Source organism: Pseudomonas sp. PA15(2017), assembly GCF_001945395.1.
GTDB lineage: Bacteria > Pseudomonadota > Gammaproteobacteria > Pseudomonadales > Pseudomonadaceae > Aquipseudomonas.
Genome location: NZ_MSXV01000030.1, coordinates 1 through 25,068 on the forward strand (window position 1 = coordinate 1; position 25,068 = coordinate 25,068).

The 25,068-nt window shown below is 63.8% G+C and carries 27 protein-coding genes and 1 riboswitch; of the genes, 18 read left to right on the forward strand and 9 right to left on the reverse strand.

Annotation, left to right across the window (positions count from 1 at the left end; genetic code table 11):
* The 9 genes from BVH03_RS09875 to BVH03_RS09915 form a co-directional block, all read left to right on the forward strand.
* Positions 1 to 118, forward strand: a 118-nt coding sequence (locus BVH03_RS09875) for an integrase core domain-containing protein (protein WP_143485886.1), incomplete at its 5' end; no start/stop codon positions are given.
* Between the two features lie 264 nt (positions 119 to 382).
* On the forward strand, positions 383 to 1,132 hold the full coding sequence (locus tag BVH03_RS09880; protein ID WP_075961000.1) for a GntR family transcriptional regulator: 750 nt from the start codon (positions 383 to 385) through the stop codon (positions 1,130 to 1,132).
* Between the two features lie 2 nt (positions 1,133 to 1,134).
* Positions 1,135 to 2,859 carry a fumarate reductase/succinate dehydrogenase flavoprotein subunit gene (locus BVH03_RS09885; RefSeq protein WP_168175610.1) on the forward strand — a complete coding sequence of 575 codons (1,725 nt, stop codon included), beginning with the start codon at positions 1,135 to 1,137 and terminating at the stop codon, positions 2,857 to 2,859.
* Between the two features lie 59 nt (positions 2,860 to 2,918).
* Positions 2,919 to 3,164 (forward strand): ferredoxin family protein, encoded by a 246-nt coding sequence (locus BVH03_RS09890; protein ID WP_075961002.1) that lies wholly within the window; start codon positions 2,919 to 2,921, stop codon positions 3,162 to 3,164.
* Positions 3,165 to 3,340: 176 nt separating this feature from the next.
* Positions 3,341 to 4,747: an ABC transporter substrate-binding protein gene (locus BVH03_RS09895; RefSeq protein WP_075961003.1), complete on the forward strand. Its 1,407-nt coding sequence runs from the start codon at positions 3,341 to 3,343 to the stop codon at positions 4,745 to 4,747.
* Positions 4,748 to 4,797: 50 nt separating this feature from the next.
* Positions 4,798 to 5,580 (forward strand): ABC transporter permease, encoded by a 783-nt coding sequence (locus BVH03_RS09900; RefSeq protein ID WP_075961004.1) that lies wholly within the window; start codon positions 4,798 to 4,800, stop codon positions 5,578 to 5,580.
* Positions 5,580 to 6,434 carry an ABC transporter ATP-binding protein gene (locus BVH03_RS09905; protein WP_075961005.1) on the forward strand — a complete coding sequence of 285 codons (855 nt, stop codon included), beginning with the start codon at positions 5,580 to 5,582 and terminating at the stop codon, positions 6,432 to 6,434. The genes BVH03_RS09900 and BVH03_RS09905 overlap by 1 nt, the downstream gene beginning before the upstream one ends.
* Positions 6,431 to 7,411 (forward strand): HEAT repeat domain-containing protein, encoded by a 981-nt coding sequence (locus BVH03_RS09910; protein WP_075961006.1) that lies wholly within the window; start codon positions 6,431 to 6,433, stop codon positions 7,409 to 7,411. The genes BVH03_RS09905 and BVH03_RS09910 overlap by 4 nt, the downstream gene beginning before the upstream one ends.
* Positions 7,408 to 7,701, forward strand: coding sequence for a gamma-butyrobetaine hydroxylase-like domain-containing protein (locus BVH03_RS09915; RefSeq protein WP_075961007.1), 294 nt, complete (start codon positions 7,408 to 7,410; stop codon positions 7,699 to 7,701). Before BVH03_RS09910 ends, BVH03_RS09915 begins: the two co-directional genes overlap by 4 nt.
* 348 nt (positions 7,702 to 8,049) lie before the next feature.
* Here the strand turns inward: BVH03_RS09915 and ykgO are convergent, their stop codons facing one another.
* Positions 8,050 to 8,205: a type B 50S ribosomal protein L36 gene (gene ykgO / locus BVH03_RS09920; RefSeq protein WP_042552546.1), complete on the reverse strand. Its 156-nt coding sequence runs from the start codon at positions 8,203 to 8,205 to the stop codon at positions 8,050 to 8,052.
* Complete coding sequence (locus BVH03_RS09925) at positions 8,202 to 8,462, reverse strand: type B 50S ribosomal protein L31 (protein WP_075961008.1); 261 nt, start codon at positions 8,460 to 8,462, stop codon at positions 8,202 to 8,204. The genes ykgO and BVH03_RS09925 overlap by 4 nt, the downstream gene beginning before the upstream one ends.
* Positions 8,463 to 8,715: 253 nt before the next feature.
* Positions 8,716 to 8,912, forward strand: a riboswitch (cobalamin riboswitch).
* Between the two features lie 167 nt (positions 8,913 to 9,079).
* Between BVH03_RS09925 and BVH03_RS09930 the strand changes: the two genes are divergently transcribed.
* Genes BVH03_RS09930 through BVH03_RS09955 form a run of 6 tightly spaced genes read left to right on the forward strand, consistent with a single transcriptional unit; the run spans position 9,080 to position 14,000 of the window.
* A complete protein-coding gene (locus BVH03_RS09930; RefSeq protein WP_075961009.1) occupies positions 9,080 to 10,087 on the forward strand; it encodes an ABC transporter substrate-binding protein in 1,008 nt (335 codons plus the stop codon).
* The gene (locus BVH03_RS09935) at positions 10,084 to 11,118 is read left to right on the forward strand and encodes an iron ABC transporter permease (RefSeq protein WP_075961010.1); all 1,035 of its coding nucleotides are present in this window, start codon (positions 10,084 to 10,086) and stop codon (positions 11,116 to 11,118) included. The genes BVH03_RS09930 and BVH03_RS09935 overlap by 4 nt, the downstream gene beginning before the upstream one ends.
* Entirely contained in the window at positions 11,115 to 11,882 is a 768-nt protein-coding gene (locus BVH03_RS09940; RefSeq protein ID WP_075933159.1) for an ABC transporter ATP-binding protein, read from the forward strand. The genes BVH03_RS09935 and BVH03_RS09940 overlap by 4 nt, the downstream gene beginning before the upstream one ends.
* A 14-nt stretch (positions 11,883 to 11,896) precedes the next feature.
* Positions 11,897 to 12,325: a pseudoazurin gene (locus BVH03_RS09945; protein WP_075961011.1), complete on the forward strand. Its 429-nt coding sequence runs from the start codon at positions 11,897 to 11,899 to the stop codon at positions 12,323 to 12,325.
* 41 nt (positions 12,326 to 12,366) lie between these two features.
* Positions 12,367 to 13,590, forward strand: coding sequence for an MFS transporter (locus BVH03_RS09950; protein ID WP_075961012.1), 1,224 nt, complete (start codon positions 12,367 to 12,369; stop codon positions 13,588 to 13,590).
* Positions 13,591 to 13,613: 23 nt separating this feature from the next.
* The gene (locus tag BVH03_RS09955) at positions 13,614 to 14,000 is read left to right on the forward strand and encodes a hypothetical protein (RefSeq protein WP_075961013.1); all 387 of its coding nucleotides are present in this window, start codon (positions 13,614 to 13,616) and stop codon (positions 13,998 to 14,000) included.
* An 18-nt stretch (positions 14,001 to 14,018) separates the two neighbouring features.
* On the opposite strand, the gene BVH03_RS09960 is transcribed toward BVH03_RS09955, so the two are convergent.
* From BVH03_RS09960 to BVH03_RS09970, 3 genes are all read right to left on the reverse strand, one after another.
* The gene (locus tag BVH03_RS09960) at positions 14,019 to 15,155 is read right to left on the reverse strand and encodes a mechanosensitive ion channel family protein (protein ID WP_075961014.1); all 1,137 of its coding nucleotides are present in this window, start codon (positions 15,153 to 15,155) and stop codon (positions 14,019 to 14,021) included.
* 521 nt (positions 15,156 to 15,676) lie between these two features.
* Entirely contained in the window at positions 15,677 to 15,985 is a 309-nt protein-coding gene (locus BVH03_RS09965; RefSeq protein ID WP_143485937.1) for a hypothetical protein, read from the reverse strand.
* A gap of 281 nt (positions 15,986 to 16,266) precedes the next feature.
* On the reverse strand, positions 16,267 to 17,271 hold the full coding sequence (locus BVH03_RS09970) for an NADP-dependent oxidoreductase (RefSeq protein WP_075961016.1): 1,005 nt from the start codon (positions 17,269 to 17,271) through the stop codon (positions 16,267 to 16,269).
* A 183-nt stretch (positions 17,272 to 17,454) separates the two neighbouring features.
* Between BVH03_RS09970 and BVH03_RS09975 the strand changes: the two genes are divergently transcribed.
* Positions 17,455 to 18,354, forward strand: a complete 900-nt coding sequence (locus BVH03_RS09975) for a bile acid:sodium symporter family protein (RefSeq protein WP_075961017.1) — start codon at positions 17,455 to 17,457, stop codon at positions 18,352 to 18,354.
* A gap of 91 nt (positions 18,355 to 18,445) precedes the next feature.
* On the opposite strand, the gene BVH03_RS09980 is transcribed toward BVH03_RS09975, so the two are convergent.
* From BVH03_RS09980 to BVH03_RS09990, 3 genes are all read right to left on the reverse strand, one after another.
* The gene (locus tag BVH03_RS09980; protein ID WP_075961018.1) at positions 18,446 to 19,642 is read right to left on the reverse strand and encodes a benzoate/H(+) symporter BenE family transporter; all 1,197 of its coding nucleotides are present in this window, start codon (positions 19,640 to 19,642) and stop codon (positions 18,446 to 18,448) included.
* Entirely contained in the window at positions 19,642 to 20,256 is a 615-nt protein-coding gene (locus BVH03_RS09985; protein ID WP_075961019.1) for a LysE family translocator, read from the reverse strand. The genes BVH03_RS09980 and BVH03_RS09985 overlap by 1 nt, the downstream gene beginning before the upstream one ends.
* Before the next feature lie 96 nt (positions 20,257 to 20,352).
* On the reverse strand, positions 20,353 to 20,799 hold the full coding sequence (locus BVH03_RS09990; RefSeq protein WP_075961020.1) for a MarR family winged helix-turn-helix transcriptional regulator: 447 nt from the start codon (positions 20,797 to 20,799) through the stop codon (positions 20,353 to 20,355).
* A 230-nt stretch (positions 20,800 to 21,029) separates the two neighbouring features.
* Here BVH03_RS09990 and BVH03_RS09995 point away from each other — a divergent pair, with 230 nt between their 5' ends.
* Positions 21,030 to 22,196: a PLP-dependent aminotransferase family protein gene (locus BVH03_RS09995; RefSeq protein WP_075961021.1), complete on the forward strand. Its 1,167-nt coding sequence runs from the start codon at positions 21,030 to 21,032 to the stop codon at positions 22,194 to 22,196.
* A 23-nt stretch (positions 22,197 to 22,219) separates the two neighbouring features.
* On the forward strand, positions 22,220 to 22,822 hold the full coding sequence (locus BVH03_RS10000) for a glutathione S-transferase family protein (protein ID WP_075961058.1): 603 nt from the start codon (positions 22,220 to 22,222) through the stop codon (positions 22,820 to 22,822).
* 136 nt (positions 22,823 to 22,958) lie between these two features.
* On the opposite strand, the gene BVH03_RS10005 is transcribed toward BVH03_RS10000, so the two are convergent.
* Complete coding sequence (locus BVH03_RS10005) at positions 22,959 to 25,067, reverse strand: heavy metal translocating P-type ATPase (protein WP_256574670.1); 2,109 nt, start codon at positions 25,065 to 25,067, stop codon at positions 22,959 to 22,961.
* Position 25,068 lies beyond the last annotated feature (1 nt).

Genomic DNA, 25,068 nt, shown 5'->3' on the forward strand with positions numbered 1-25,068 from the left:
TTTGCCAGCCTGGCTGCACCACTACAACTGGCACAGGCCGCACAGCAGTCTCAACTACAAACCACCAATCAGTCGGGCTCCATTGCCACTGAACAACGTACTGGGTTTACACAGCTAGGTGGCGGCAGCGGTCATCGGCGCAGTACCTGTGGAAGCGGGTCGTGCCCGCGATTTTTCGCGCGCATGGCCCGCTCCCACAGTGGGTCAGCGGACGGCTGCTCCCGTCTTGCTGCCGCTTCACGCCCAGAAAGATCGTGTGAACAGGCTCTGAGGGCCATCGTGGCGCCATATGCTTATTCGATATCAATATTTCCTACATCTGTTCTTGTTCGTTAGTTTCTTGTCACTACTTGTTATGACAAGTCGATCAGAAAGGATACCGATGTCGCAGCTCATCCCGTTATCGCCCGTTCCTCTGTACAGCCAGCTCAAGGAGCTGTTGCGCGCGCGCATTCTCGATGGCAGCTATGCGCCGCACAGCCGCATGCCCTCCGAGAACGAACTGGGTCAGACCTATGCCGTCAGCCGCATCACCGTGCGCCAGGCATTGGGCGACCTGCAGAAGGAGGGGATGATTTTCAAGATCCACGGCAAGGGCACCTTCGTCGCCAAGCCCAAAGCCTTCCAGAACGTCAGCACCCTGCAGGGGCTGGGCGAGTCGATGAAACAGATGGGCTACGAGGTGATTAACAAACTGCGCAGCCTGCGCCACGTTCCGGCCTCGGCCCTGGTGGCCGAGCGTTTGCAGGTGGCACAGGGCAGTACGGTCACCGAAATCCGCCGGGTGCGGTTGATCAACCGCGAACCTATCTCCCTGGAGATCACCTGGTTACCCCACGCCATTGGCGAGAAGCTGGAAAAGGCCGATCTGGTGACCCGCGACATTTTCCTCATCCTGGAAAACGATTGCGGCATCGCTCTCGGCCATGCCGACCTGGCCATCGACGCCGTGCTCTCCGACAGCGACCTGACCCAGGCGCTGAACGTGGAAGAAGGCTCGCCGATCATGCGTATCGAGCGCCTGACTCACACTGCTGACGGCACACCGCTGGACTTCGAACACCTCTATTACCGCGGCGATGCCTTCCAGTATCGCCTGCGCATCGACCGACAGAAGAGCGCCCAATCATGAGCATCGAGACCCGGGAGCAGGAATACGACATCGTCGTCATCGGCGGCGGCACGGCTGGCCCGATGGCGGCGATCAAAGCCAAAGAGCGCAACAATAACCTGCGCGTGCTACTGGTCGACAAGGCCAACGTCAAGCGCAGCGGTGCCATCAGCATGGGCATGGACGGCCTCAATAATGCGGTGATCCCCGGCCACGCCACGCCGGAGCAGTACACCAAGGAAATCACCGTAGCCAACGACGGCATCGTCAACCAGGCCGCCGTGTACGCCTATGCCACCCATAGCTTCGAAACCCTCTCACAGCTTGACCGTTGGGGCGTGAAGTTCGAGAAGGATGAAACCGGCGACTATGCGGTGAAGAAGGTGCATCACATGGGCGCCTACGTTCTGCCGATGCCTGAAGGGCACGACATCAAGAAGGTGCTGTATCGCCAGCTCAAGCGCGCCCGGGTGGACATCACCAATCGCCTGGTGGCCACACGCCTGCTGACCGCTGCCGACGGTGCGGTCAACGGCCTGATGGGTTTCGACTGTCGCACCGCCGATTTCCACGTGATCAAGGCCAAGGCGGTGATTCTTTGCTGCGGCGCGGCCGGACGTCTCGGGCTGCCGTCTTCTGGGTACCTGATGGGCACCTACGAGAACCCGACCAATGCCGGCGACGGCTATGCCATGGCGTATCACGCCGGGGCCGAGCTGGCCAATCTGGAGTGCTTCCAGATCAACCCGCTGATCAAGGATTACAACGGCCCGGCCTGCGCCTACGTGACCGGCCCGCTGGGGGGCTATACCGCCAACAACAAGGGCGAACGTTTCATCGAGTGCGATTACTGGAGCGGCCAGATGATGTGGGAGTTCCATCAGGAACTTGAAGGCGGCAACGGCCCGGTGTTCCTCAAACTCGATCACCTGGCCGAGGAAACCATTCAGAACATCGAGGAAATTCTACACAGCAACGAGCGCCCCAGCCGCGGCCAGTTCCATGCCGGGCGGGGCACCGACTACCGCTCCAGCATGGTCGAGATGCACATCTCCGAGATCGGCTTTTGCAGTGGCCACAGCGCTTCCGGCGTATGGGTCAACGAGCGGGCGGAAACCTCGGTCAAGGGCCTGTATTCGGCCGGAGACATGGCGGCGGTGCCGCACAACTACATGCTCGGCGCCTTCACCTACGGCTGGTTCGCCGGCAACAACGCTGCCGACTTCGTCGCCGAGCGCGACTACAGCGCACTGGATCAGGCGCAGATCGACGCCGAGCGGGCGCGGGTCTACGCGCCGCTGAACCGCGAGCACGGCCTGCCGCCGGCCCAGGTGGAGTACAAGCTGCGCCGTTTCGTGAATGACTACCTGCAGCCGCCCAAGGTGACCAGAAAGATGGAGATCGGCCTGCAGCGCTTTGCCGCCATCGAAGCGGATCTGGGCGAGCTGAAGGCCAACAGCGCCCACGAGCTGATGCGCGCCATGGAAGTCAGCGTGATCCGCGACTGCGCCGAGATGGCCGCCCGCGCCTCGCTGTTTCGCAAGGAAAGCCGCTGGGGTTTGTACCACCACCGGGTCGATCATCCCGAGCGCAACGACGCCGAGTGGTTCGTGCATTGCCACCTGAAAAAGGACGAGCACGGCCAGATGATCAGCTTCAAGAAGCCGGTCGAGCCTTACCTGATTCCGCTGGATGACGAAGAGCAGCAGGCCTACAACCGCCTGCGGGTGAAGACCGAAGCGGCGTGATGAGTCGCTGATCAGACGCAGAAAAATACGAGAGCCGCAGGCTCCGAGGACACCGTGATATGAGCTTCCAGCCCCAGGAAATCCTGTTCCGCAGCAATGCCCCCGTGACCATCGACGAAGACAAGTGCATCGCCCACAAGGGCTGCACCGTGTGCGTCGACGTCTGCCCGATGGACCTGCTGGCGATCAATCCGGCGACCCAGAAGGCCTACATGGCGTTCGACGAGTGTTGGTACTGCATGCCGTGCGAGAAGGATTGCCCGACCGACGCGGTGCGCGTCGAGATTCCGTATTTGTTGCGCTGAGTTGCCATTCACCTGGGTATCGCTGCGTTCAACCCAGGCTACGGATGCACAACCAAACATAAGAAAAAGCAACACGCCATCCGGCCAACCACCGGACGCCTGATCGACACACCCCTCGTTTCCCACCACCGACCGGCTGGCGGAGACGAATACCATTGATTCGAGGGGAGACACCCATGCACTTGCGTACTACCATCGCCGGCCTTGCGCTGGCCATCGCTGCCGCTTCCGCTCAGGCGCAGACCATCCGCATCGCTATCGGCACCCAGGACACCACCATCAACTGCGCCACTGGCGGCCTGCTGATCCGCGAGCTCGGCCTGCTCGACAAATACCTGCCGCGCGACGGCAAGTACAAGGACGCCACGTACGAAGTAGAGTGGAAGAACTTCACCAGCGGCGCGCCGCTGACCAATGAAATGGTCGCCGGCAAACTGGACTTCGGCGCCATGGCCGATTTCCCCGGTTCGTTCAACGGTGTGGCTCATCGTGACGCCGGCAAGCAAAGCCTGTTCATCACCGTGCTCTCGGGCAGCACCAAGGGCAGCGGTAACGGCATCGTGGTGCCGGCGGCATCCAGCGTGCAGTCGCTGGCCGAACTCAAGGGCAAGACCATTTCCGTGCCGTTCGCGTCCACTGCCCACGGCATGCTGCTGCGCGCCGTCGCCGCCCAGGGTTGGGACCCACAGAAAGACGTGCGCATCATCGCTCAGGCGCCGGAGATCGCCGGCTCGGCGCTGCGCAGCAATCGCATCGAAGCCCACGCCGACTTCGTGCCGTTCGCCGAACTGTTCCCCAATCGTGGTTTTGCCCGCAAGATCTACGACGGCTCCCAGGCCGATGCGCCGACCCTGCACGGCGCGCTGGTGGACGCCGACTATGCCAAGAAGTACCCGGAGATCGTCACGGCCTATCTGCGCGCCGGCCTGGAGGCCGATCGCCTGTTCGCTGCCGAGCCGGAGAAGTACAGTGAGCTGATCGAAAAGGTCACCGGCATCGAGGCAGAGGTGAACTACCTGTTTCACGGTCCGCTGGGTTTGCAGACCCGCGATTTCACCTGGAAGCCTGAATACCGTCAGGCGGTTGCCACCTCCATCGACACCCTCAAGTTGCTGAAGAAGACCGACCGCGGCCTGAACGTCGAGCAATTCATCGATGACCAGTACATCAAGGCCGCCTTCGAGGCCGAGGGGCGGGATTATGGCCAGGCGCTGGCCAACTACGCGCAACTGCCGTTAGAGGCCAACGATGCAGTGACCGGCCAGCCGATCACCGACTTCAAGCGTGTGGCGCAGATCTGGGTGCGTGGCGAGAGCAAAGTGCGCCACTACGCCTCGCCGGAGGCTGCCTTCAAAGCCCTGGCGCAACTTGAGGAAGAGGGCAAGGACATCCGCGCCATCTACGCCCAGGCCGCTGATAGCGGCATCAAGCTGCTGGCCAACCAGGCCTGGTTCGTGCGTAACGGCAAAGGTGAACTCAGCGCCTTCCTGCTCAAGGATCAGGCCCAGGCCTATGCCAAGGCTCACGGCGGTGAAGCGCTGGACTTCGGCAGCGCCAACCAGCGCCAGATAGCCGCCCGCTGATCGGCCTGCTGCGCCATGCCCCATGTGGCGCAGCATTTCACTGGAGCCTGATGATGACTTCTCTACACCGCTGGCCCTTGCGTCTGGCTTCGCTGGCCCTGTGCCTGGTTTTCTGGCAGGTGGCGACGCAATCGCGCCTGGATTTCGGCTTGCTGACCTTTACCTACGTGCCCACGCCAGCCTCGGTGGTGAACGCTGCCGTGGCGCTGGTCGAATCCAGCAGGCTCTGGGATCACGTCGGCAGCAGCCTCGGCCGGGTGTTTTCCGGTTACCTGATCGCCGCCGTGCTGGGCGTCGCCCTGGGCATCGCCATTGGCCGTTCTCGCTGGGCCGAAGACAGCCTGCTACCACCGCTTGAAGTGCTGCGGCCGATTCCTGCCGTGGCCTGGATTCCTCTGGCGATCCTGATGTTTCCTTCCTCTGAATTGTCGATGATCTTCATCACCTTCACCGGCGCGCTGTTCCCGGTGCTGCTCAACACCATCCATGGCGTGGAGGGCGTCGACGCCCGCCTGGTCGCCTCGGCGCGCAGCCTCGGGGCAGGGCGCTTGGCGATCCTTCGTGAGGTGATCCTGCCGGGCGCTGCGCCGAGCATCGTCACCGGCCTGGCGATCGGCATGGGTACTTCGTGGTTCTGCCTGGTCACTGCGGAAATGATCTCCGGGCAGTTCGGCATCGGCTATTACACCTGGGAGTCCTACACCATCCAGAACTACCCGGACATCATCGTCGGCATGCTGCTGATCGGTGTGCTCGGCATGGGCAGCAGCCTGTTGGTCAAGCGCCTCGGCAGTCTGCTGACGCCCTGGTACCGCGCGGGAGGGCGTCACTGATGAGCATCCATGAAACGGCGCTGTCGGCCGGACGGATCGACATTGAAAAACTGACCATCCGCCTCGGCGAAGGCGCCCAGGCATTCGAAGCCGTGCAGGCGCTGGACTTCTCCATCGCGGCGGGCGAGTTCGTGTGCATTCTCGGCCCGTCCGGTTGTGGCAAATCAACCTTGCTTGGCGCCCTGGCCGGGCACCTGACGCCCAGCGCTGGCACCTTGCGGGTCGATGGCCAGGCGGTGGGTGGCCCGTCGCCGCAGCGCGGTATGGTGTTCCAGCATCACACCCTGTTGCCCTGGCGCAGCGTGCTCGACAACGTTGCTTTCGGCCTGAAGATGCAGGGCATCGGCAAAGTGGAACGGCGCCAGCGGGCGCGGGAATTCCTTGGCCTGGTTGGCCTGCAGGATTTCGCCTCGCGCTGGCCCAATCAGCTCTCCGGCGGCATGCAGCAGCGCGCCGAGATCGCCCGGGTGCTGATCAACCGGCCACGCCTGCTGTTGATGGACGAGCCCTTCGGTGCCCTGGACGCCCAGACGCGCAGCAAGATGCAGGAGTTGTTGTTGGATATCTGGGGCCGGGTTCGCACCACGGTGGTGTTCGTCACCCATGACATCGACGAAGCCCTGTTCCTGGCCGATCGCATTCTGGTGATGAGCCCGCGACCGGGCCGCTTTATCGAAGACTTGCGCCTGGACTTCCGTCGCCCACGCTACGCCGGCCTGTTGACCAGTCCCGACTTCGTGCAGCTCAAGCGCCACTGTCTGGAACTGCTGCGCCATGAAGAAGGCCGCGAGCTGCCGCGCCTGACGCCGCTCGGCCTGCCTACCGAACATCCGCCATTGCGAGTAGCGCTATGACCAACCCGAACAACGATACAAGCACCGACAACCCCGATATTCTCGACCTGCTGCCGCGCCTGCAGGATGGCGACGCCGGGGTGCGGCGCATCGCCCTGATCGAACTGGCCGACCTGGAAGAACCTGAGGCGTTGCCCTGGTTGACCCGGGCGCTGACCCGGGACAGCTCTGCCGATGTGCGGGCCGAAGCGGCGCGGCTGCTGGAAGCCTGGGAGGAGCCCGAGGTGGTCGACGCGCTCTGTGCGGCGCTGACCGATGCCGACGCCCGGGTACGCGGCGCGGCGGCGCAGAGCCTCAGCGAACTGAAGAGCGCTGAGGCGGGCCGTGTGGTGTTGCCTTGGGCGGTTCATGCTGACGCCTTCGTACGCGCCAGCGCGTTGCGTGCCTTGCGTGAGTTGCGCCTGATCGACAGCGTACCCACCGCTGTTGCGGCGCTGCAGGATAGCGATGCCTTCGTGCGTCGCGAGGCGGTGGGCATTCTTGGCTGGCTCAAGCAAAGCGATGCCTTGCCCCTGTTGGCGCGCCTGGCCAGTGACGATAGCGATACCGAAGTACGCCGTGCGGCAACCGGCGCTTTGGGCCTGGCCAGCGACGACAGCGTGCTGCCGGCCCTAAAGGCGGCGCTCAAGGATCGTGAATGGCAGGTGCGCGAAGAAGCAGCCACCACGCTGGGTAAGGTCGGCCAGGCGACGGCCGGCCCCGCGCTGCTGGAGGCGCTGAGCGACAGCTACTGGCAGGTGCGCCTGCGCGCGGTGCGCTCGCTCGGTCGCTTGCGCTTCGCAGCGGCGCATGACGGGCTTGTGGAATTGCTCGGGCACGCCATCAGCAACCTGCGCAAGGAATCGGCGCTGGCACTGGGCGAGCTGGGCGATGGCGCCGCGCTGCCAGCCCTGCAAGCCGCCGAGAACGATGCCGACCCGGAAGTGCGCAAGGCCGTGCGGATCGCCATCGGCCAGTTGCGCCTGCAAAAAGCATGAACCAGGCGCCCGTCGCAGTACGCAACAGTGCCGCGCAAGCCACGCTGACCGTGGATTGGGGGCAAGGGCAGGTTCTGGTGCTCGGCCATGGCCGCCTGCGTGCTGCGTGCCCATGCTCGAAATGCCGGGCGGCCCGGTTGGCGCAGCGTATCGATGTGGTGCCGGATGGCATACGCATCACGGCGATCCATGCCCAGGGCTATGGTGTGCAACTGGTGTTCGACGATGGTCACGACCGCGGTATCTATCCCTGGCGTTATTTGCGTGAGCTGGGGGAGGTGGCAGGTTGAGTTGGCCATGCTTGTCGCATGGCCTGGTCGTCGCGGTGCCATCTGCGGGATGACCGAAAATCGCTTCGCGCCGAGGGCGATGCTCCTACCGACATGGCGTCGAACCGTCGATATTGCAGGCTCCTCGATGCTGTAGGAGCCTGCTTGCGGGCGAATGGTTGTCGCGCCGCAGATGTTGAGAACGGCCACTGTCGCATTCGCGCCGAGGGCGACGCTCCTACCGGCATGGTGTCGAACCGTCGATTTTGCAAACGCCTCGATACTGTAGCCGCGCCCTGCGGCGAGTGGTTGTCGCGACGCGGCCTTGGAAAGATGGCTGCAATCGCGCCGCGATGGCGATGCAGGCACTTATCCCTTGTTCTTGCGTTGTGGCTTGGGCCGGCCCTGCACGCACTTGAAGCGCGGTTCGGTCTTGCAGATCACGTAGATGCGGCCGCGACGTTTGACGATCTGGCAGTCGCGATGACGCAACTTGGCCTGTTTAAGCGAGGCGACTACTTTCATGCCTTGGCTCCTGCGAAGCCTGCAAAGCGCTTGTTGAAGCCAGCCACACGGCCTTCGCTGGTGACCTGGCGCTGCTGGCCGGTATAGATGGGATGCGAGGCGCTGGACACGTCCAGGGTGACGTAGGGATAGGTGTTGCCATCGCTGTGCTGGCGAGTCTTGTCGGTGTCGACCGTCGAGCCGATCAGCCAGTAGGCGTCAGCAGCGACGTCGTGGAACAGAACAGGGCGATAGCCGGGGTGAATACCTGGTTTCATGAGAGCTCCGATAATTACGTTATAAGATAACATTTATAGTGTTGTTGATTATGATTCCCATTGCAAGTTCTGGGTCGATAATTTCAGGGGCCATGCGTGGCCGGGCATCAAGAGCTGATTCGGCTTGCTAAAATGTTATGTTATAACAATAATGGCCGCGCTTTTGCGCAGGGCACTGCGTGGGCTTGGCTGGAACCGATTGCAGTCGGTGAACGGAAACTGCGGCAAAGCGCTGCAGGCGGATCACTTAATCGTTTAAGATGCCGCCGCCGGTTTCCGCGAGGAATTAATAGGGAATCCGTCGCCGCCTCTGGTGGCCAAACGGAACTGCCCCCGCAACTGTAGGTACTGAGCAGCGCTGCATTCGTGTCACTGGAATCGCTTCCGGGAAGGCCGCCGCGCTGCATGGACGTACCAGTCAGGAGACCTGCCGGCATGGGTCTGATTCCGCTTCTGCGGGCAGGCGCCAGTAATCGAACCGCCGGCGGGGTGTCCGGGAGGGGGCATCCGTGATCACTTCCCGCAAGGGACAGGTGCGGCCATGGCCGCGCAGCGTGATGTGTTCTCCAGCCTACGCACTGCCGTTATGCGTATTTGTTGATTAGGAGATCACCCGCATGTTCGTACCACGCCTTGCCGTCATCGGCGCCGCCCTGGCGCTGTCTTCCATGGCTCATGCCACCGGCCCGACCCAATACCCGCTCACCCTGGAAAACTGCGGCCAGTCGCTAACGTTCGCGAAAAGCCCCGGCAACGCCGTGACCATCGGCCAGGCGGGTACCGAAATCCTTTATTCCCTGGGCCTGGGCGAACGCCTGGCCGGCACCTCGCTGTGGTTCAGCCACGTGCTGCCCGAATTCGAGGCGCAGAATGCCAAGGTGCCGCGCCTGGCCGACAACGACCCAAGCTTCGAATCGGTGATCAACAAGCGCCCGGGCCTGGTTGCGGTGCAGTTCGAGTGGATGGTGGGCGAGCAGGGCGTGGTGGGTACGCGCAAGCAGTTTCACGACCTGAACATCCCCACCTACATCATGCCGACCGACTGCGAAGGCAAGGACAACCTGGTCGGCGCCGACGGTACCCGCCTGCAGCCGTTCCAGATCGACAGCCTGTACAAGAGCATCAACCAGCTGGCGCAGATCTTTGACGTGCAGGACAAGGGCGACGCCCTGGTCGCCGACCTGCAGAAGCGCCTGGCCGCGGCGGTGGCCGGTGCCGAGCAGCGCCAGGCCAAGGATATTTCCGCGCTGTTCTGGTTCTCCAGCCCGGACATGGATCTGGACCCGTACGTGGCCGGCCAGAAGGGCGTGGCCGACTACATGATGAAGTCCCTGGGATTGCGCAACGTGGTCGAGTCCAGCGAGGAGTGGCCGAGCGTCGGCTGGGAAACCCTGGCCAAGGCCAACCCCACGGTGCTGGTGCTGGCGCGCATGGACCGTCGTCGCTTTCCCGCCGACGACGTGGAAAAGAAGCTCGAATTCCTGCGCAACGACCCGGTCGCCAAGCACATGGATGCCGTCAAGAACGGGCGTATCGTGATCATCGACGCCGATGGCATGCAGGCCTCGTTGCGCATGATCACAGGCATCGAAACCCTCGCCAAGGCCGTTGACGAATTCCAATGATCGCACGCAGTTCTCGCCTGCTCCTGCTGACCATCGCCTGCCTGCTGCTCCTGGGTGTGGCGGTGATCGCCGGAGTCGCCCTGGGCGAAACCCGCATTGCGCCCTCGGTGGTGTTTCAGGTACTGGCCAACAAACTGTTCGCGGCGGGCTTCGTGCTCGACCCGATCGATGAAGGCATCGTCTGGAATTACCGCCTGACCCGCGCCCTGGTCGCTGCCAGCTGCGGGGCCGGGTTGGCGGTGTCCGGGGTGGTGCTGCAGGCGCTGCTTCGTAACCCGCTGGCCGACCCCTACCTGCTGGGCATTTCTGCTGGCGCGTCCACCGGCGCGGTCTCCGTGGCCTTGCTTGGCTTGGGCGCCGGCATGCTGTCGTTGTCCATGGGCGCCTTTCTCGGCGCGGTCGCCGCGTTCGCCCTGGTCGCGCTGCTGGCCCGAGCGGCGGGCGGCGGTGCGATCAGCGGCAGTGCACAGATCATTCTTGCCGGCATCGCCGGCTCCCAGTTATTCAACGCACTGACCTCGTTTCTGATCACCAAGTCGGCCAGCGCCGAGCAGGCTCGCGGCATCATGTTCTGGCTGCTCGGCAACCTGAGCGGAGTCGACTGGCAAGATGTGCTGCTGGCCGTGCCGATGGCCCTGGCCGGGGTCTTGCTGGTCGCCTGGCACACACGGGCGCTGGATGCCTTCACCTTTGGTGCCGAGTCGGCGGCTTCGCTGGGCGTGCCGGTGCGTCGTGTGCAGGCCACCTTGATCGCCTGTACCGCACTGGTTACCGCGGTGATGGTGTCGATCGTCGGCTCCATCGGCTTCGTCGGCCTGGTGATTCCCCACGCTGCGCGGTTGCTGGTGGGCGCGCGGCATGGTCGGCTGGTGCCGGTTTCGGCGCTGATCGGCGCAGTGTTCCTGATCGCCGCCGATGTGCTGTCGCGCACGGCGATCAAGGGCCAGGTGCTGCCCATTGGGGTGGTCACCGCGCTGGTCGGTGCACCGGCATTCGCGGTGATTCTGGTGCGCGGGAGGCGGGTACGATGAGCACCGTGTTGCAATGCAGCGACCTTGGCTGGTCGGTGAAGGGCCGGGCGATCGTGGCCGGCGTCGATCTGCAGATTCGCCAGGGCGAAACCCTGGGGCTGATCGGGCCCAACGGTTCGGGCAAATCGACCCTGCTCAAGCTGCTTTCCGGCATTCGTGCGCCAGGCAGTGGCCAGGTACAGTTGCATGGCAAGCCATTGACGAGCCTGAGCCGCCGCGACGTGGCCCGGCAACTGGCTTTCGTCGAGCAGCAGGCCGATACCAGTGACGCGGTGACGGTGCGCGATGCCGTCGAACTGGGACGTACGCCGTGGTTGTCGGCGCTGCAGCCCTGGTCCGTCAGTGACGAGCGCATCGTCATGCAGGCCCTGGCCGACGTGGACATGGCCCACATGCGCGAGCATGCCTGGAGCACTCTGTCCGGGGGCGAGCGCCAGCGCGTACACATCGCCCGGGCGCTGGCCCAGCAGCCGCAGATCCTGCTGCTCGACGAGCCGACCAACCATCTGGACATCCAGCACCAATTGTCGATTCTCAACCTGGTGCGGGCGCTACCGGTCACCACGCTGATCGCCCTGCATGACCTCAACCAGGCCCTGGAATGCGACCGCTTGGGGGTCATGGAGCGCGGCCGGCTGGTGGCACTGGGCGAGCCCGATGAGGTGCTGACCACCGAACGCCTGCGCGACACCTTCGGCGTGCGCGCTCGCTACCTGACCGACCCGGAAGACGGCGCCCGGGTCCTGCGTTTTCATCCTGCCTGACACGGACGGTTCCCATGCCTATTCGTTACGCAATCGCCTTGCTGGCGACCCTGTTCTGCACCGCGGCCCTGGCCGAGGTGCACGAAGTGAAAATGCTCAACCGTGGCGCTAGCGGGCCCATGGTCTACGAGCCGGATTACCTGGCCATCGCGCCGGGTGACACGGTGAAGTTCATCGCCACCCAACCGAGCCACAATGCCGCGAGCCTGCCAGGTTTCCTGCCCGATGGCGCCGAACCGTTCAAGGGCAGGATCAACGAAGAAGTCGAAGTGAAATTCGACGTGCCGGGCTTCTATGGCATCCAGTGCATTCCGCACCTGGCCATGGGCATGGTGATGCTGATTCAGGTCGGCGGAACTCCGCTCAGCGAGGTGCAGATTCCCGCATCCCTGCCGGCGCGTGCCAAGCAGCGTTTCGAGCAGATCGTCGAGCGGGCGAATTAGGCATACTGAGGGCCATTTCCTGCGATGAGTGTCGTGCCCTGATGCGCCGTATCCTCACCACCCTGACGTCACTTTCGCCTGCGGCGCGTGTGCTGATCCTCAATGGGCTGAGCTTCAACTTCGGCTTCTACATGTTGATGCCGTACCTGGCCGGGCATCTGAGCGAGAATCTCGGCCTGGCCGGCTGGGCCGTGGGCCTGGTGCTCGGCATCCGTGTGTTCAGCCAGCAGGGGCTGTTCCTGCTCGGCGGCCTGCTGGGGGATCGCATCGGCTACCGCCGTGCCATTCTGATCGGCTGCGGGGTGCGCTGCGTTGGCTTTGCGGTATTCGGGTTTTCCGAGAGCCTCACGGTGCTGCTGCTGGCCGCCTGCCTGAGCGGTTTCGCCGGCGCACTGTTCACGCCCTGCGCCCAGGCCTACCTGGCGGACGAATGCCAGGACGCCCAGCTGCGCAAGCAGGCGTTCGCCCTGCACAACATGGCGAGCACCGCCGGCATGCTGCTTGGCCCGTTGGCCGGCCTGCTGTTCATCAGCGTCGACTTCTCGGTGACCGGTAGCGTATCGGCGGCACTGTTCCTGGTGATGACGCTGGTGCAATGGCGCTTCCTGCCGCTCAAGGACCTGGTATCGGGCGAGGAGCCGGTGACCATGCTGCGCCAATGCCTGGACATGCTCCAGCAATGGCCATTCCTGCGCTTCGCCTTGCTGGCGGCTGCCTATCCTTTGCTGTTTCACCCGCTGTACCTGGCGGTGCCGGCCTACAGCCACGCCTATGGCGGTGGTCAGGAATGGATCACCCAGGTGTTCGTGATTACCGCACTGGTCGGCGTGTTGCTGCAAATGCCGGTCAGCACCCTGCGCCAGCGCTGGATGAGCGAAGGGCAGAGCATGGGCATCGGTTTGGCGCTGATGGCAGCCAGCTACGGCCTGTTGGCCGAGCCGCTGGTCAGCCTGTTCGGCGCCCAGTTGGCGGTGCAGGTGATGGCCGTGGTGTTCAGCCTTGGTAGCCTGCTGGTGCTGCCGCTGCTGTCGGCCCACGTGCCTCACTACGCCAGGCGTGGGCAGCTGGCCGCCTATTACGGCTTCTTCGCCGGGGTAGGCGGTTTGGTCGCGTTGGTCAGCAACGTGCTGATCGGCCGCTTCCTGCCGACCGACCAGGCGCCGCCACAACTCCTGTGGTGGGCGTTGTGTGCCATCGGTGTGAGCGCCGGAATCGGGCTCACCCGGCATATGGCCCGTTTGAGCAATCCCGAGGTGCGCACATGATTCCAATACGACGGCTTCGCGCCATGCGTGGCATTACCTTAGCGATCGGCTTGCTGTTCGTAGCGCTGGCTCTGCCTGCCCAAGCGGCGTTTACGTTGCCGGGTGACGCGATGCGCTGTACCCGTAGTGCTACGCTGGTCAACTGCACGGACCGTTTCGGCAATCACTACGGCATTTTTCAGCAGGGCAATGACACCCTGATGCGCGGCTATGACGTGATCAGCGGCCTGAGCTGGGCGCAGACCAGCACCACCTATGGCCGCCTGCAACTGTTCACCGGCGTGAGTGCCGACGGGCAGGTGTGGTTCGGTTCCAGCCGGCGAATCGGCTGGAACGTGGTGAGCCGGCTGTCCAGCTCCAAGGGAGCGCGCGACCGAGTCAACTGCAATCGCCTGAGCGGTTGCCGCTGACTCGTCGCGTAGGCGCGGTCAGCTGAAGCGCGGTAGGCGTTGCTCGTGATCGTCCGCCTCAGGTTCGGCCTGCTGCGGCAAGCCAGCAACCTTCAGCGTCGGCATGCGCTCGCCGACCAGGCGCAAATCACGGCGCGGCAGGGCGAAGCGCACATCCAGTTCGCGTAGTGCATCGAGCAGTTGCAGGTTGATCTCCTGCTGGATGTCCATGTACTGGTTGTAGTCCGAACTCTGCACGATATACACCACTTCGAAGGTCAGCTGACTCTCGTCGAAACCCAGGAAATGGGCGCGGTCGAACTTGGCTTTCGGCGTGGCGCGAATGATTTCGCCGACTCGCTCCGAAACCTGGCGCACCTTGTCGCTCGGCGTGTCGTAGCTGATGCCGAACTTGAACACGATGCGCCGGGTGTCCATGCGCTTGTAGTTATGCACGATCTGGCGCAACAGGTCGGCGTTGGCGCAGACCACCTGTTCGCCGCTGAGGCTGCGGATTCGTGTGGTCTTCAGGCCGATATGCTCGATGCTACCGGCCACCTCGCCGAACACCACGAAATCGCCGATCTCGAACGGCTTGTCGACACCGATCGACAGTGACGCGAACACGTCGCCCAGAACCGTCTGCACCGCCAATGCCACGGCGATACCGCCGACCCCGAGACTGGCCACCAGCGCGGTGATGTCTACGCCGAGGTTGGCGAGGATCGACAGCAGCATCACCGACCAGACGACGATCAGCACCATGATGCTGATGATGGTGGTCATCACCGGGTTGTAGCCGCTGCCGCCGTGCTTACCGACCACCAGGCTGCGTGACCATAGGCGCACGCCGGTATCCACCCAAAGCGCGATCTGCAGGGCCAGCGCGACGAACCAGGTATGGCTGAGCGCAGCCTGCCAGCTTCCGGGCAGGTCCGGCAGGCGCAGCGCCAGCAACAGGGAGAAGGCCAACAGCAGCAAGCGGCTGGTACGGCCGATCACCACGGCGAGAAAATGCGGCCAGTTGCCATCCTGGCCCTTGGACCAGGCGCTGAGGCGCTTGTGCAGAATGCCCACCACGGCGCGCAGGACTGTGTAGATCACCGCCGTTGCAACCAACACGATGGCCACGCCGGTCCACAGGTCGCGGTCGAGCCAGATGTTCCACTGTTCCATAGGTACGTCTCCTGAAAAATCCAATACAGTTTTCTGTAGGCCTCAGGGCGAAGAAGTTCAGATCAATGGCCTGCCGGAGAGGGCGTGGGGGTCGTCTGCATGCGGCAGGCTGTCGCACGCCGGCATGTCAATCGCCAATAGCTGAGCTAAGGTGGAGGGGTGATCTGAAGGCTTGTGCTCAGATGTTGCAGCGCAACGCCGGGCAGTGATCACAGGCCTCTGGCGCCGCAAACGATGCGGCGCGGGTAACCCTGATGCGGGCACCACGCCTGTCCGCCTGGAGAATGACGTGACCTTCTATAGCCTTGATCTGCTGCTGATTCTTTTCCTGGTTACATTGTTGTTCACGGCCTTGCCGATCATCCTGATGCGCAGCCTATAGGGCCCGTTGACGTTTCAGCGCAAGCCGCGTTGCTGCGAGAAATCTCGCCAGGCCGGGCGACGATTCGCGAGGCGGAGGACGCAGGGAATGTGTCCCCTTTTCATAGACCAGTCCTCTGCGGGACCAAACACCTAGCCCTTCAACCGGCGATGGTTTGCCCCAGCAGCGCACGAAAGCTTTCCGGTTCCACGTCGCGAATCAGCAACAGGGCGCCCACCGTGCGTGCGGGCGTGTTGGGCAGAGCGTGAGCGGGAATGGCGATGGGTAGCTGCGTTTGCCAGGTGCGGATCAGCTCGATGGGGTCGCCATCTTCCGGCAGCACTTCTTCGAGATACACCTCGACGCCCATCTGCGCCGCCAGCTCGGCCGATTGCTGCAGCAGTACTTCGGCCATCTCATGTTGCTCGACCGCAGTGGCCGCGTCGAAGCGCGACAGCCAGTCACTCATCTGCTTTCGGCAATGCGCTGCTGGGCTACGCGCGCGTTGCAAAAGAAGGTAGGCGGCGACGATCAGCGCGAGGGTTGTGGCAGTGAAAAACAGTTCCATCCTGGCTCCGGCGCGTGGCAACGGTCAGCCCGGCGGGCTGCGTGGCGGCGAAACTAACCGAACGGTCATGTCGGCTCAAGCAATTTAATGGCTAGTGGCCATCTTTGCGTTGCAAGAGTTGAACGCAGAGGGGAGGGGCGATGATCGGAGGCCGGGCGACCTGCTGGCCGCCCGGCCGGGTATCAGACCTTGAGCACCAGCTTGCCGAAGTTCTCGCCCTTGAACAGTTTCAGCAGGGTTTCCGGGAAGGTCTCCAGCCCTTCGACGATGTGCTCCTTGGATTTGATCTTGCCCTCGGCCAGCCAGCCACCGATTTCAGCCGCCGCGCTGGCGAAGTTGGCCGCGTGGTCCATGACCACGAAGCCTTCCATGCGCGCACGGTTGACCAGCAGCGACAGGTAATTGGCCGGGCCCTTGACCGCATCCTTGTTGTTGTACTGGCTGATCGCGCCGCAGATCACGATGCGTGCCTTGGGGGCCAGGCGGCCCAGCACGGCGTCGAGGGTTTCGCCACCAACGTTGTCGAAGTACACGTCGACGCCCTTCGGGCACTCACGCTTGAGCGCTTCGTGCAGGTCTTCGCTCTTGTAATCGATGGCCCCATCGAAGCCCAACTCGTCGGTCAGGTAGGCGCATTTCTCCTTGCCACCGGCGATGCCGATGACGCGGCAGCCCTTGAGCTTGGCGATCTGCCCGGCAATGCTGCCCACGGCGCCCGCCGCACCGGAAAGCACCACGGTATCGCCGCTCTTCGGCGCGCCCACATCGAGCAACGCGAAATAAGCGGTCATGCCGGTCATGCCGAGGGCCGACAGATACACCGGCAGCGGCGCACGCTTGGGGTCGACCTTGTAGAAACCGCGTGGCTCACCAAGGAAATAGTCCTGCACGCCAAGGGCGCCATTGACGTGATCGCCGACGGCGTAGTCCGGATGCTTGGACGCCACTACCTCACCGACTCCCAGGGCGCGCATCACGTCGCCCAGGCCCACTGGCGCGATGTAGGACTTGCCGTCGTTCATCCAACCGCGCATGGCCGGGTCCAGCGACAGGTAGAGGTTCCTGACCAGGATCTGTCCATTTCCTGGTTCGCCGACCGGTTTTTCCAGGTAATCGAACGTATCGCGGCTGACCATTCCGCTGGGGCGTTTGGCGAGCAGAAACTGGCGGTTGAGCTGAGTGGACATGGAAAACCTCCGTTGAAATAAGCTGTGGTGATAATCCTCGGACCAGCATTGGACAAGCATGTCGCAGTGGCCGAATGTCTGCCGATCCATCGAACTGATGGGGCCCGCGTCCGCACTCGAGCCGACGATTGCCCGCTACAGTGTGGATCACGATCACGGAAGTCAGACCACGTCGAGGTAGCAATGACTGCAAGTCCCTTGCTGAGTGTGATTCTCCCCCTGGCGCTGGGCATCATCATGCTCGGCCTCGGCCTGTCGTTGACCCTGGCCGACTTTACCCGCGTGGCGAGGTATCCCAAGCCCGTACTGATCGGGCTGTTCTGCCAGTTGCTGTTGTTGCCCGTGGCCTGCTTCCTGATGGTTCAGGCGTTCGGCCTGGCGCCTGCGCTGGCGGTAGGCATGATGCTGTTGGCCGCGTCGCCGGGCGGCACCTCCGCCAACCTCTACAGCCACCTGGCCCATGGCGACGTGGCGCTGAACATCACCCTCACGGCGGTGAATTCGGTGGTTGCGGTGCTGACCATGCCTTTTATCGTCAACCTGTCGCTGGCCTACTTCATGGAAGGCGACCAGGCCATTCCGTTGCAGTTCGCCAAGGTGGTGCAGGTGTTCGCCATCGTGCTGGGGCCGGTGGCCATCGGCATGTTCCTGCGCAGCCGCTTCCCCGGTTTCGCGATGCGCATGGAAAACCCGGTGAAGATCATCTCGGCGCTGTTTCTGCTGCTGATCATCGTGCTGGCGCTGGTCAAGGACTGGCAGACGGTACTCGACTACGCGCCGGTAGTCGGCGCAGCGGCCCTGGCCTTCAACCTGCTGAGCCTGGCGGTCGGCTACTTCGTGCCGCGCCTGCTCAAGCTGAGCCTGCGCCAGGCTATCGCCATCGGCATGGAAATCGGCATCCACAACGGCACTCTGGCCATCGCCCTGGCGCTCAGCCCAGTGTTGCTCAACAACAGCTCCATGGCGATTCCAGCAGCGCTGTACAGCATCATCATGTTCTTCACCGCCGCAGCCTTCGGCTGGTGGGTAAATGCGGCGCATGGCAAGCAGCTGGCGACGGAGGCAGATGCTGCCGCCAAGTAGCCACAGACTCTAGGGTCCATTCCCGTTTCACGCACGGCCGCGCTGCCACAGTGGAGCGGCGAACGGCCGCAACCGCCACTTGCCGTCGGCCTCAGGTCGTGCGCCGCCCTGCATTGAGCAGCACCAACGTCAGCAACCCGGCAACGATGCCCCAGAACGCCGAGCCGACCCCGAATAGCGTCATACCCGAGGCGGTGACCAGAAAGGTGATCAACGCCGCCTCGCGTTCCTTGGGCTCGCCCATGGCCTGGGTCAGGCCGCCGATGATCGAAGCGAACAACGCCAGCGCGGCCACCGAGAGGATCAGCGCCTTGGGCAAGGCGGCGAACAGGGCGGCGAGGGTGGCGCCGAACAGCCCGGCAATCCCGTAGAAGATCCCGCACCAGACCGCGGCGGTATAACGCTTGCGCGGATCTTCGTGAGCTTCCGGGCCGGCGCAGATCGCCGCGCTGATGGCCGCCATGTGGATGCCGTGGGAGCCGAACGGCGCCATCAGGATCGATACCAGGCTGGTGGTGTTGAGCAGCGGCGAGGCCGGTACGTCGTAGCCGTTGGCGCGCAGTACCGCCATGCCCGGCAGGTTCTGCGAGGCCATGGCGACGATGAACAGCGGAATGCCGATGCTGATCGCCGCGGCGATGGAGAAGCTCGGCGTGGTCCACTCCGGGGTCGCCAGTTGCAGTTCGAACCGGGAGAAGTTCAGCAGCCCCAGCGCGCCGGCCAGCACGCAGCCGACCACCAGCGCACCGAGCACGGCGTAACGCGGCTGCAGGCGCTTGCCCAGCAGATAGGTGAACAGCATGGCGATCACCAGCAGCGGTTGCTGCTCGGCGGCCACGCAGATTTCCAGGGCGATCTTGAACAGCACGCCGGCCAGCAGCGCCGCAGCGATGGAACCGGGGATACGGCGCATGATGCGGTCGAAGCTGCCGGTCAGGCCACAGACCAGAATCAGCGCCGAGCAAACGATGTAGGCGCCGATCGCCTCGCTGTACGGCACGCCGGGCAGGCTGGTGATCAGCAGTGCCGCTCCAGGCGTCGACCAGGCGACCATCACCGGGGCGCGGTAGCGCAGCGACAGGCCGATACAGGTTACCGCCATGCCGATCGACAACGCCCAGATCCACGAGGAAATCTGCCCGCTGCTCAGCCCGGCTGCCTGGCCTGCCTGGAACATCAGCACCAGGGAGCTGGTGTAGCCGGTGAGCATGCCGATGAAACCGGCCACCACGGCAGCGGTGGAGGTATCGGCCAGCGGGCGCAGGCGCGGTTGGCTGCTCTCGAGCATTACAGCACTCCTTTGATGTCGGCGAGGATCGGGTACAGCGAGATCACCAGCAGTACGGCCATGCCGACATTGAAGACGCGCAGCACCGTGGCATTGCGCAGCCAGTTACGCAGCAGGCTGCCGGCCACCGTCCACAGGCCCACGCAGGGCCCGCCGACCACGGCGAAGAGGGCAGCGATCAGCAGCACGTTGAGCAGGAAATTTTCATGTGGGGTATAGGTGGCGATGGCGCCGATGGCCATGACCCAGGCCTTGGGGTTGACCCACTGAAACGCCGCCGCCTGCAGAAACGTGAAAGGCTTGCCACGCTCGCCAGCGGTGCTGTCTGGCGCGCCGGAGCAGGCGATTTTCCAGGCCAGGTAGAGCAGGTAGGCGGCGCCCAGGTAACGCAGCAAGGTGTACAGCACCGGAAGCTGTTCGAACAGCTGGCCCAGGCCCAGCCCCACGCAGATGATCAGCACCATGAAGCCAAGGCTGATGCCCAGCATGTGCGGCAGGCTGCGGCGCAACCCGAAGTTCACCCCGGAGGCCAGCAGCATCATGTTGTTGGGGCCTGGCGTGATCGAGGTGACGAAAGCGAAGGCGATAAAAGCGAGCAGAAGTTCCGGAGTCATGGCGAGTTCTCGTGATCGAGCGTCGACGATAAGCGTTGCCGTCGAGGTCGTCGCGGTACAGCGCTCGCGAGAAGTGACCGTACAGTTGTGTCCGGTCTACTCCGGTTGGCGAGCTGTATCGCTCAATGCTTTGTTCACTGCCAGCCAGCCGTCGACCGCATGCTTGCCGCTGTCATCGAACGCACGCTGCAGCAATTTGACTTGTTCGCGGCGCAGGGCGCGCTCCAGCTTGGCGCCCTCGACCGTCAGGCCGAGCAGGCGCTTGCGCTTGTCGTCCTCGGCGGTGACGCTCTGGGTCAGGTGCATCTCCATCAGTTGGCGCAGCGGAATGCTGAGCGCCTGCTTGCTCACACCCAGATAGTTGAGCAGCTCGCTGACGCTCAACCCTGGATGCCGCGCGATGAAAAACAGGACGCGCTGATGCACCCGCGACAGGCCGCGGCGTGCGAGCATCTCGTCGGCCTTGGCGGTGAACGCCTGGTAGCCGAAGAAGAAGGCTTCCATGGCAACTTGCTGGTCGGCTGAATTTTTAAGGTCAATCATGTTGACGTATATGTCTCGGGCGTCGTACTTTCGGTCAAGCAGTTTGACCTAGAGTCTGTTGACGTTTCAACGCGAGCCGCATTGCCGCGATGCTGCGTTTCTCGCCGGCTCATCTAGCGCCCGCTAAACTTCGCGGCTCGTGCCTTGCCTCGCGGCAAAACGGGCTCCGGCGCGGCCGTGCGTGAAACGTCAACAGACCCTCGTTTCATGACTTATCACCTGGTGACCTCATGGCCTTCTCCGAACGCATCTCCCGCCTGAAAAGCTCCCTGATTCGCGAAATCCTCGCTGCCGCCCAGCGCCCGGAAGTGATGTCGTTCGCCGGTGGCCTGCCGGCCGAGGAGATGCTGCCGGTGCTCGACTGGTCGCAGATGCCCACCAGCATGGGGCAATACGGCATGAGCGAGGGCGAGCCGGCATTGCGTGAAGCCATCGCCGCCGAGGCCCGCCTGCTGGGTGTGCCCTGCGAGGCCAGCCAGGTGCTGATCGTCAGCGGCTCGCAGCAGACCCTGGACCTGGCCAGCAAGCTGTTCATCGACCCAGGCACCAAGGTGCTGCTCGAAGCGCCAACCTACCTGGCGGCCTTGCAGGCGTTCCAGCTGTTCGGCGCCGACTGCCTGGCCGTGCCCCAGGAAGCCGACGGCCCGCAGCTGCAGGCGCTCGAAGCGCAGCTGGAGCGCCAGCGCCCGGCGTTCGCTTACCTGATTCCAACCTTCCAGAATCCCAGTGCGGTGCGCTACAGCGAAGCCAAGCGCGACGCCGTGGCAGCTCTGCTGGATCGTTATCAGGTCACGCTGATCGAGGATGAGCCGTACCGCGAGCTGGTGTTTGACGCCGGCAGTGCCACGCCCATCGTCAGCCGCCTGCGCCAGGCCAGCTGGATCTACACCGGTACCGTTTCCAAGACGCTGCTGCCCGGGCTGCGTGTCGGTTACCTGATCGCCACGCCGGACCTGTTTCCCCATCTGCTGCGCCTCAAGCAGTCGGCGGATCTGCACACCAACCGCGTCGGTCAATGGCAGGCGCTGCAATGGCTGGGTACCGAGCAATACCGCGAGCACCTGGCCGAGCTGCGAGATTTTTATCGCCTGCGCCGTGATGCGATGCAGGCGGCGCTCGTCGAACACTTCAGTGAGCTGGCCGAGTGGCAGGTTCCCCAGGGTGGCCTGTTCTTCTGGTTGAAGCTCAAGCAGCCCCAGGACACGCGCCTGCTGCTCGATGCGGCGCTGGCGCAGAACGTGGCGTTCATGCCGGGTGAACCGTTCTTCATCGACCCGGATCGTGAGCCCGGTTACCTGCGGTTGAACTTCAGCCACGTGGCACCGGAGCGCCTGGGTGAAGGGCTACGCCGGTTGGCTGGCGTGGTACGTCAGGGATTGGCCGCGGACGCGGCGTGATTATCGGCAAAGGGGGGATGAACATGTACAAGGTGTATGGCGATTACCGCTCGGGCAACTGCTACAAGGTCAAGCTGATGCTCAGCCTGTTGGGCAAACCGTTCGAGTGGGTGCCTATCGATATTCTCAATGGCGATACCCAGCGGCCCGAGTTCCTGGCCAAGAACCCTAACGGCAAGATTCCGGTGCTCGAACTGGAAGATGGCACCTGTCTGTGGGAGTCCAACGCCATCCTCAACTTCCTGGCCGATGGCAGCGAATTCCTCGAGACCGAGCCACGCCTGCGTACCCAGGTGCTGCAGTGGCAGTTCTTCGAGCAGTACAGCCATGAGCCCTATGTGGCGGTGGCACGGTTCATTCAGTTGTACCAGGGCATGCCTGCCGAGCGTCAGGAGGAGTACAAGGTCTGCCAGGTTCGTGGCCACAAGGCGCTGCGGGTGATGGAGCGACAGCTGCAGCAGACGCCGTATCTGGTTGGCGATCGCTACACCATCGCCGACATCGCCCTGTACGCCTACACCCATGTGGCTCACGAGGGCGGCTTCGACCTCAGCGCTTACCCGGCCATCAATGCCTGGCTGGATCGCATCGCCAGCCACCCGAAACACGTGACCATGCTGGATTGATAGCCGCGTCCGCTCTTGTAGCCTGGCGTAGAACGCAGCGAAACCCAGGGATCGGTTTTTGCTGCTTACACATGCCGATTGCGAAACCGCTCCCCGCACATCGCTTCGCTCAGTGACGGGCTACAGACGCAAATGACTACTTCCGCAACAACCGCAACCCGTTGAACACCACCAGCAGGCTCACGCCGACATCGGCGAACACCGCCATCCACATGGTGGCATGGCCGGTGACGGTCATGGCCAGGAAGACTGCCTTGATGCCCAGGGCCAGCATGATGTTCTGCTTAAGGATCGCCGCGGTCTGCTGAGACAGGCGGATGAACGCCGGGATCTTGCGCAGGTCGTCGTCCATGATCGCCACGTCGGCGGTCTCGATGGCCGTGTCGGTACCGATCGCGGCCATGGCGAAACCGACATCGGCGCGGGCCAGGGCCGGAGCATCGTTGATGCCGTCGCCGACCATGGCCACCACGCCTTTCTGTGCGAGCAGGGCCTCGACGGTTGCCAGTTTGTCGGTGGGCAGCAGGTCGCCGCGGGCCTCGTCGATGCCGACCTGGACGGCGATGGCCTGGGCGGTGTGCTGGTTGTCGCCGGTCAGCATGACGGTCTTGATGCCCATGGCGTGGAGGCTGGCAATGGCCTCGCGGCTGCTGTCCTTCAAGGTGTCGGCGACGGCGAACAGGGCCAGGGGGCGGGCTTCGTCGCTGAGCACGATCACCGTCTTGCCCTGGCGCTCGAGTTCGTCGAGCCGGGTCTCGAGCGCCGCCGAACAAAGCCCCAGCTCCTCGAGCAGACGATGGTTGCCCAACTGGTAGCGCTGGCCATCAATCACGCCCCGCACGCCGCGCCCGGCCAGGGCTTCGAATGCCTGTACCTCGTGCAGCTCGACAGCCTCTTGCCGGGCTGCATTGGCCACTGCCAGGGAAACCGGATGGTCTGAGCGGGCAGCCAGGCTGGCGGCGAGCGTGTGGTAGCCGGCGGCATCCCCCAGCGCCTGGTAGTCGGTCTGCACCGGCTTGCCGTGGGTGAGGGTGCCGGTCTTGTCCAGCGCCAGGTGAGTGATGTGTCGGCCGTTCTCCAGATACACGCCGCCTTTGACCAGAATGCCCTTGCGCGCCGCTGCGGCGAGGCCGCTGACGATGCTTACCGGCGTGGAAATCACCAGCGCACAAGGGCAGGCGACCACCAGCAGGACCAGAGCGCGGTAGACCCAGTCGAACCAACTGCCACCCAGCAACAATGGTGGCACCACGGCCACCGCCAGGGAGAGCAGGAACACCAGCGGTGTGTAGATGCGCGCGAAACGGTCGACGAAGCGCTGTGTCGGTGCGCGTGCGCCTTGAGCCTCCTCGACGGCCTTGATGATGCGTGACAGGGCGCTGTTGCTGGCGGCAGCGCTGACCTGGTATTCCAAGGCGCTGCCCTGGTTGATGGTGCCGGCGAACAGGGTATCGCCCACGGTTTTCTCGATGGGCAGGCTTTCCCCGGTGATTGGCGACTGGTCCACCGTCGAGTGCCCATCGAGCACCTGACCGTCCAGGCCGATGCGCTCACCAGGGCGCACTCGTACTACGCTGCCGATGGTCACCTGGGCGACGTCGAGCGCCTGCCAGCTACCGTCGGCCTGGCGCACCGTCGCCTGTTCCGGGGTCAGGGCCATCAGGCCGCGAATCGCGTTGCGTGCACGATCCAGGGATTTCGCCTCGATCCGCTCGGCGATGGCGAACAGCACCATGACCATGGCCGCCTCGGGCCACTGCCCGATCAGCACGGCGCCGGTTACGGCGATGCTCATCAGTGCGTTGATGTTGAGGTTGAAATTCTTCAGGGCGATCCAGCCCTTTTTGTAGACGTCGAGGCCTGCCGTAAGGATGGCGCCCAGGGCGATCAGTGCGACCACCCACTGCGGCGCGCTGTCGGTGAAGTGCACCAGTTCCGCCATGAAAGCGGCCACGCCGGCACCGATCAGCGTCCATGGCAAGCCGCTGGCCGCAGGCTCGGCGGGCGCGGCCTGGCCTTCGCTTTCGAGTTGCGGGGTGAAGCCGAGCCCGCGGATCGCCCGCAGAGCGGGCTCCAGAGCGTCCGGGCGGTGGCGAATGGTCAGCACCCGCTGCATGAGGTTGAACTGCAGCGCCTCGATGCCGGGCTGGCGGGCCAGCTTATCGCTGATCAGGCGCTCCTCGGTCGGGCAGTCCATCTGCTCGATACGCACGCGGGTCTCGGCGGCCAGAGGTTGCGCCTGCATA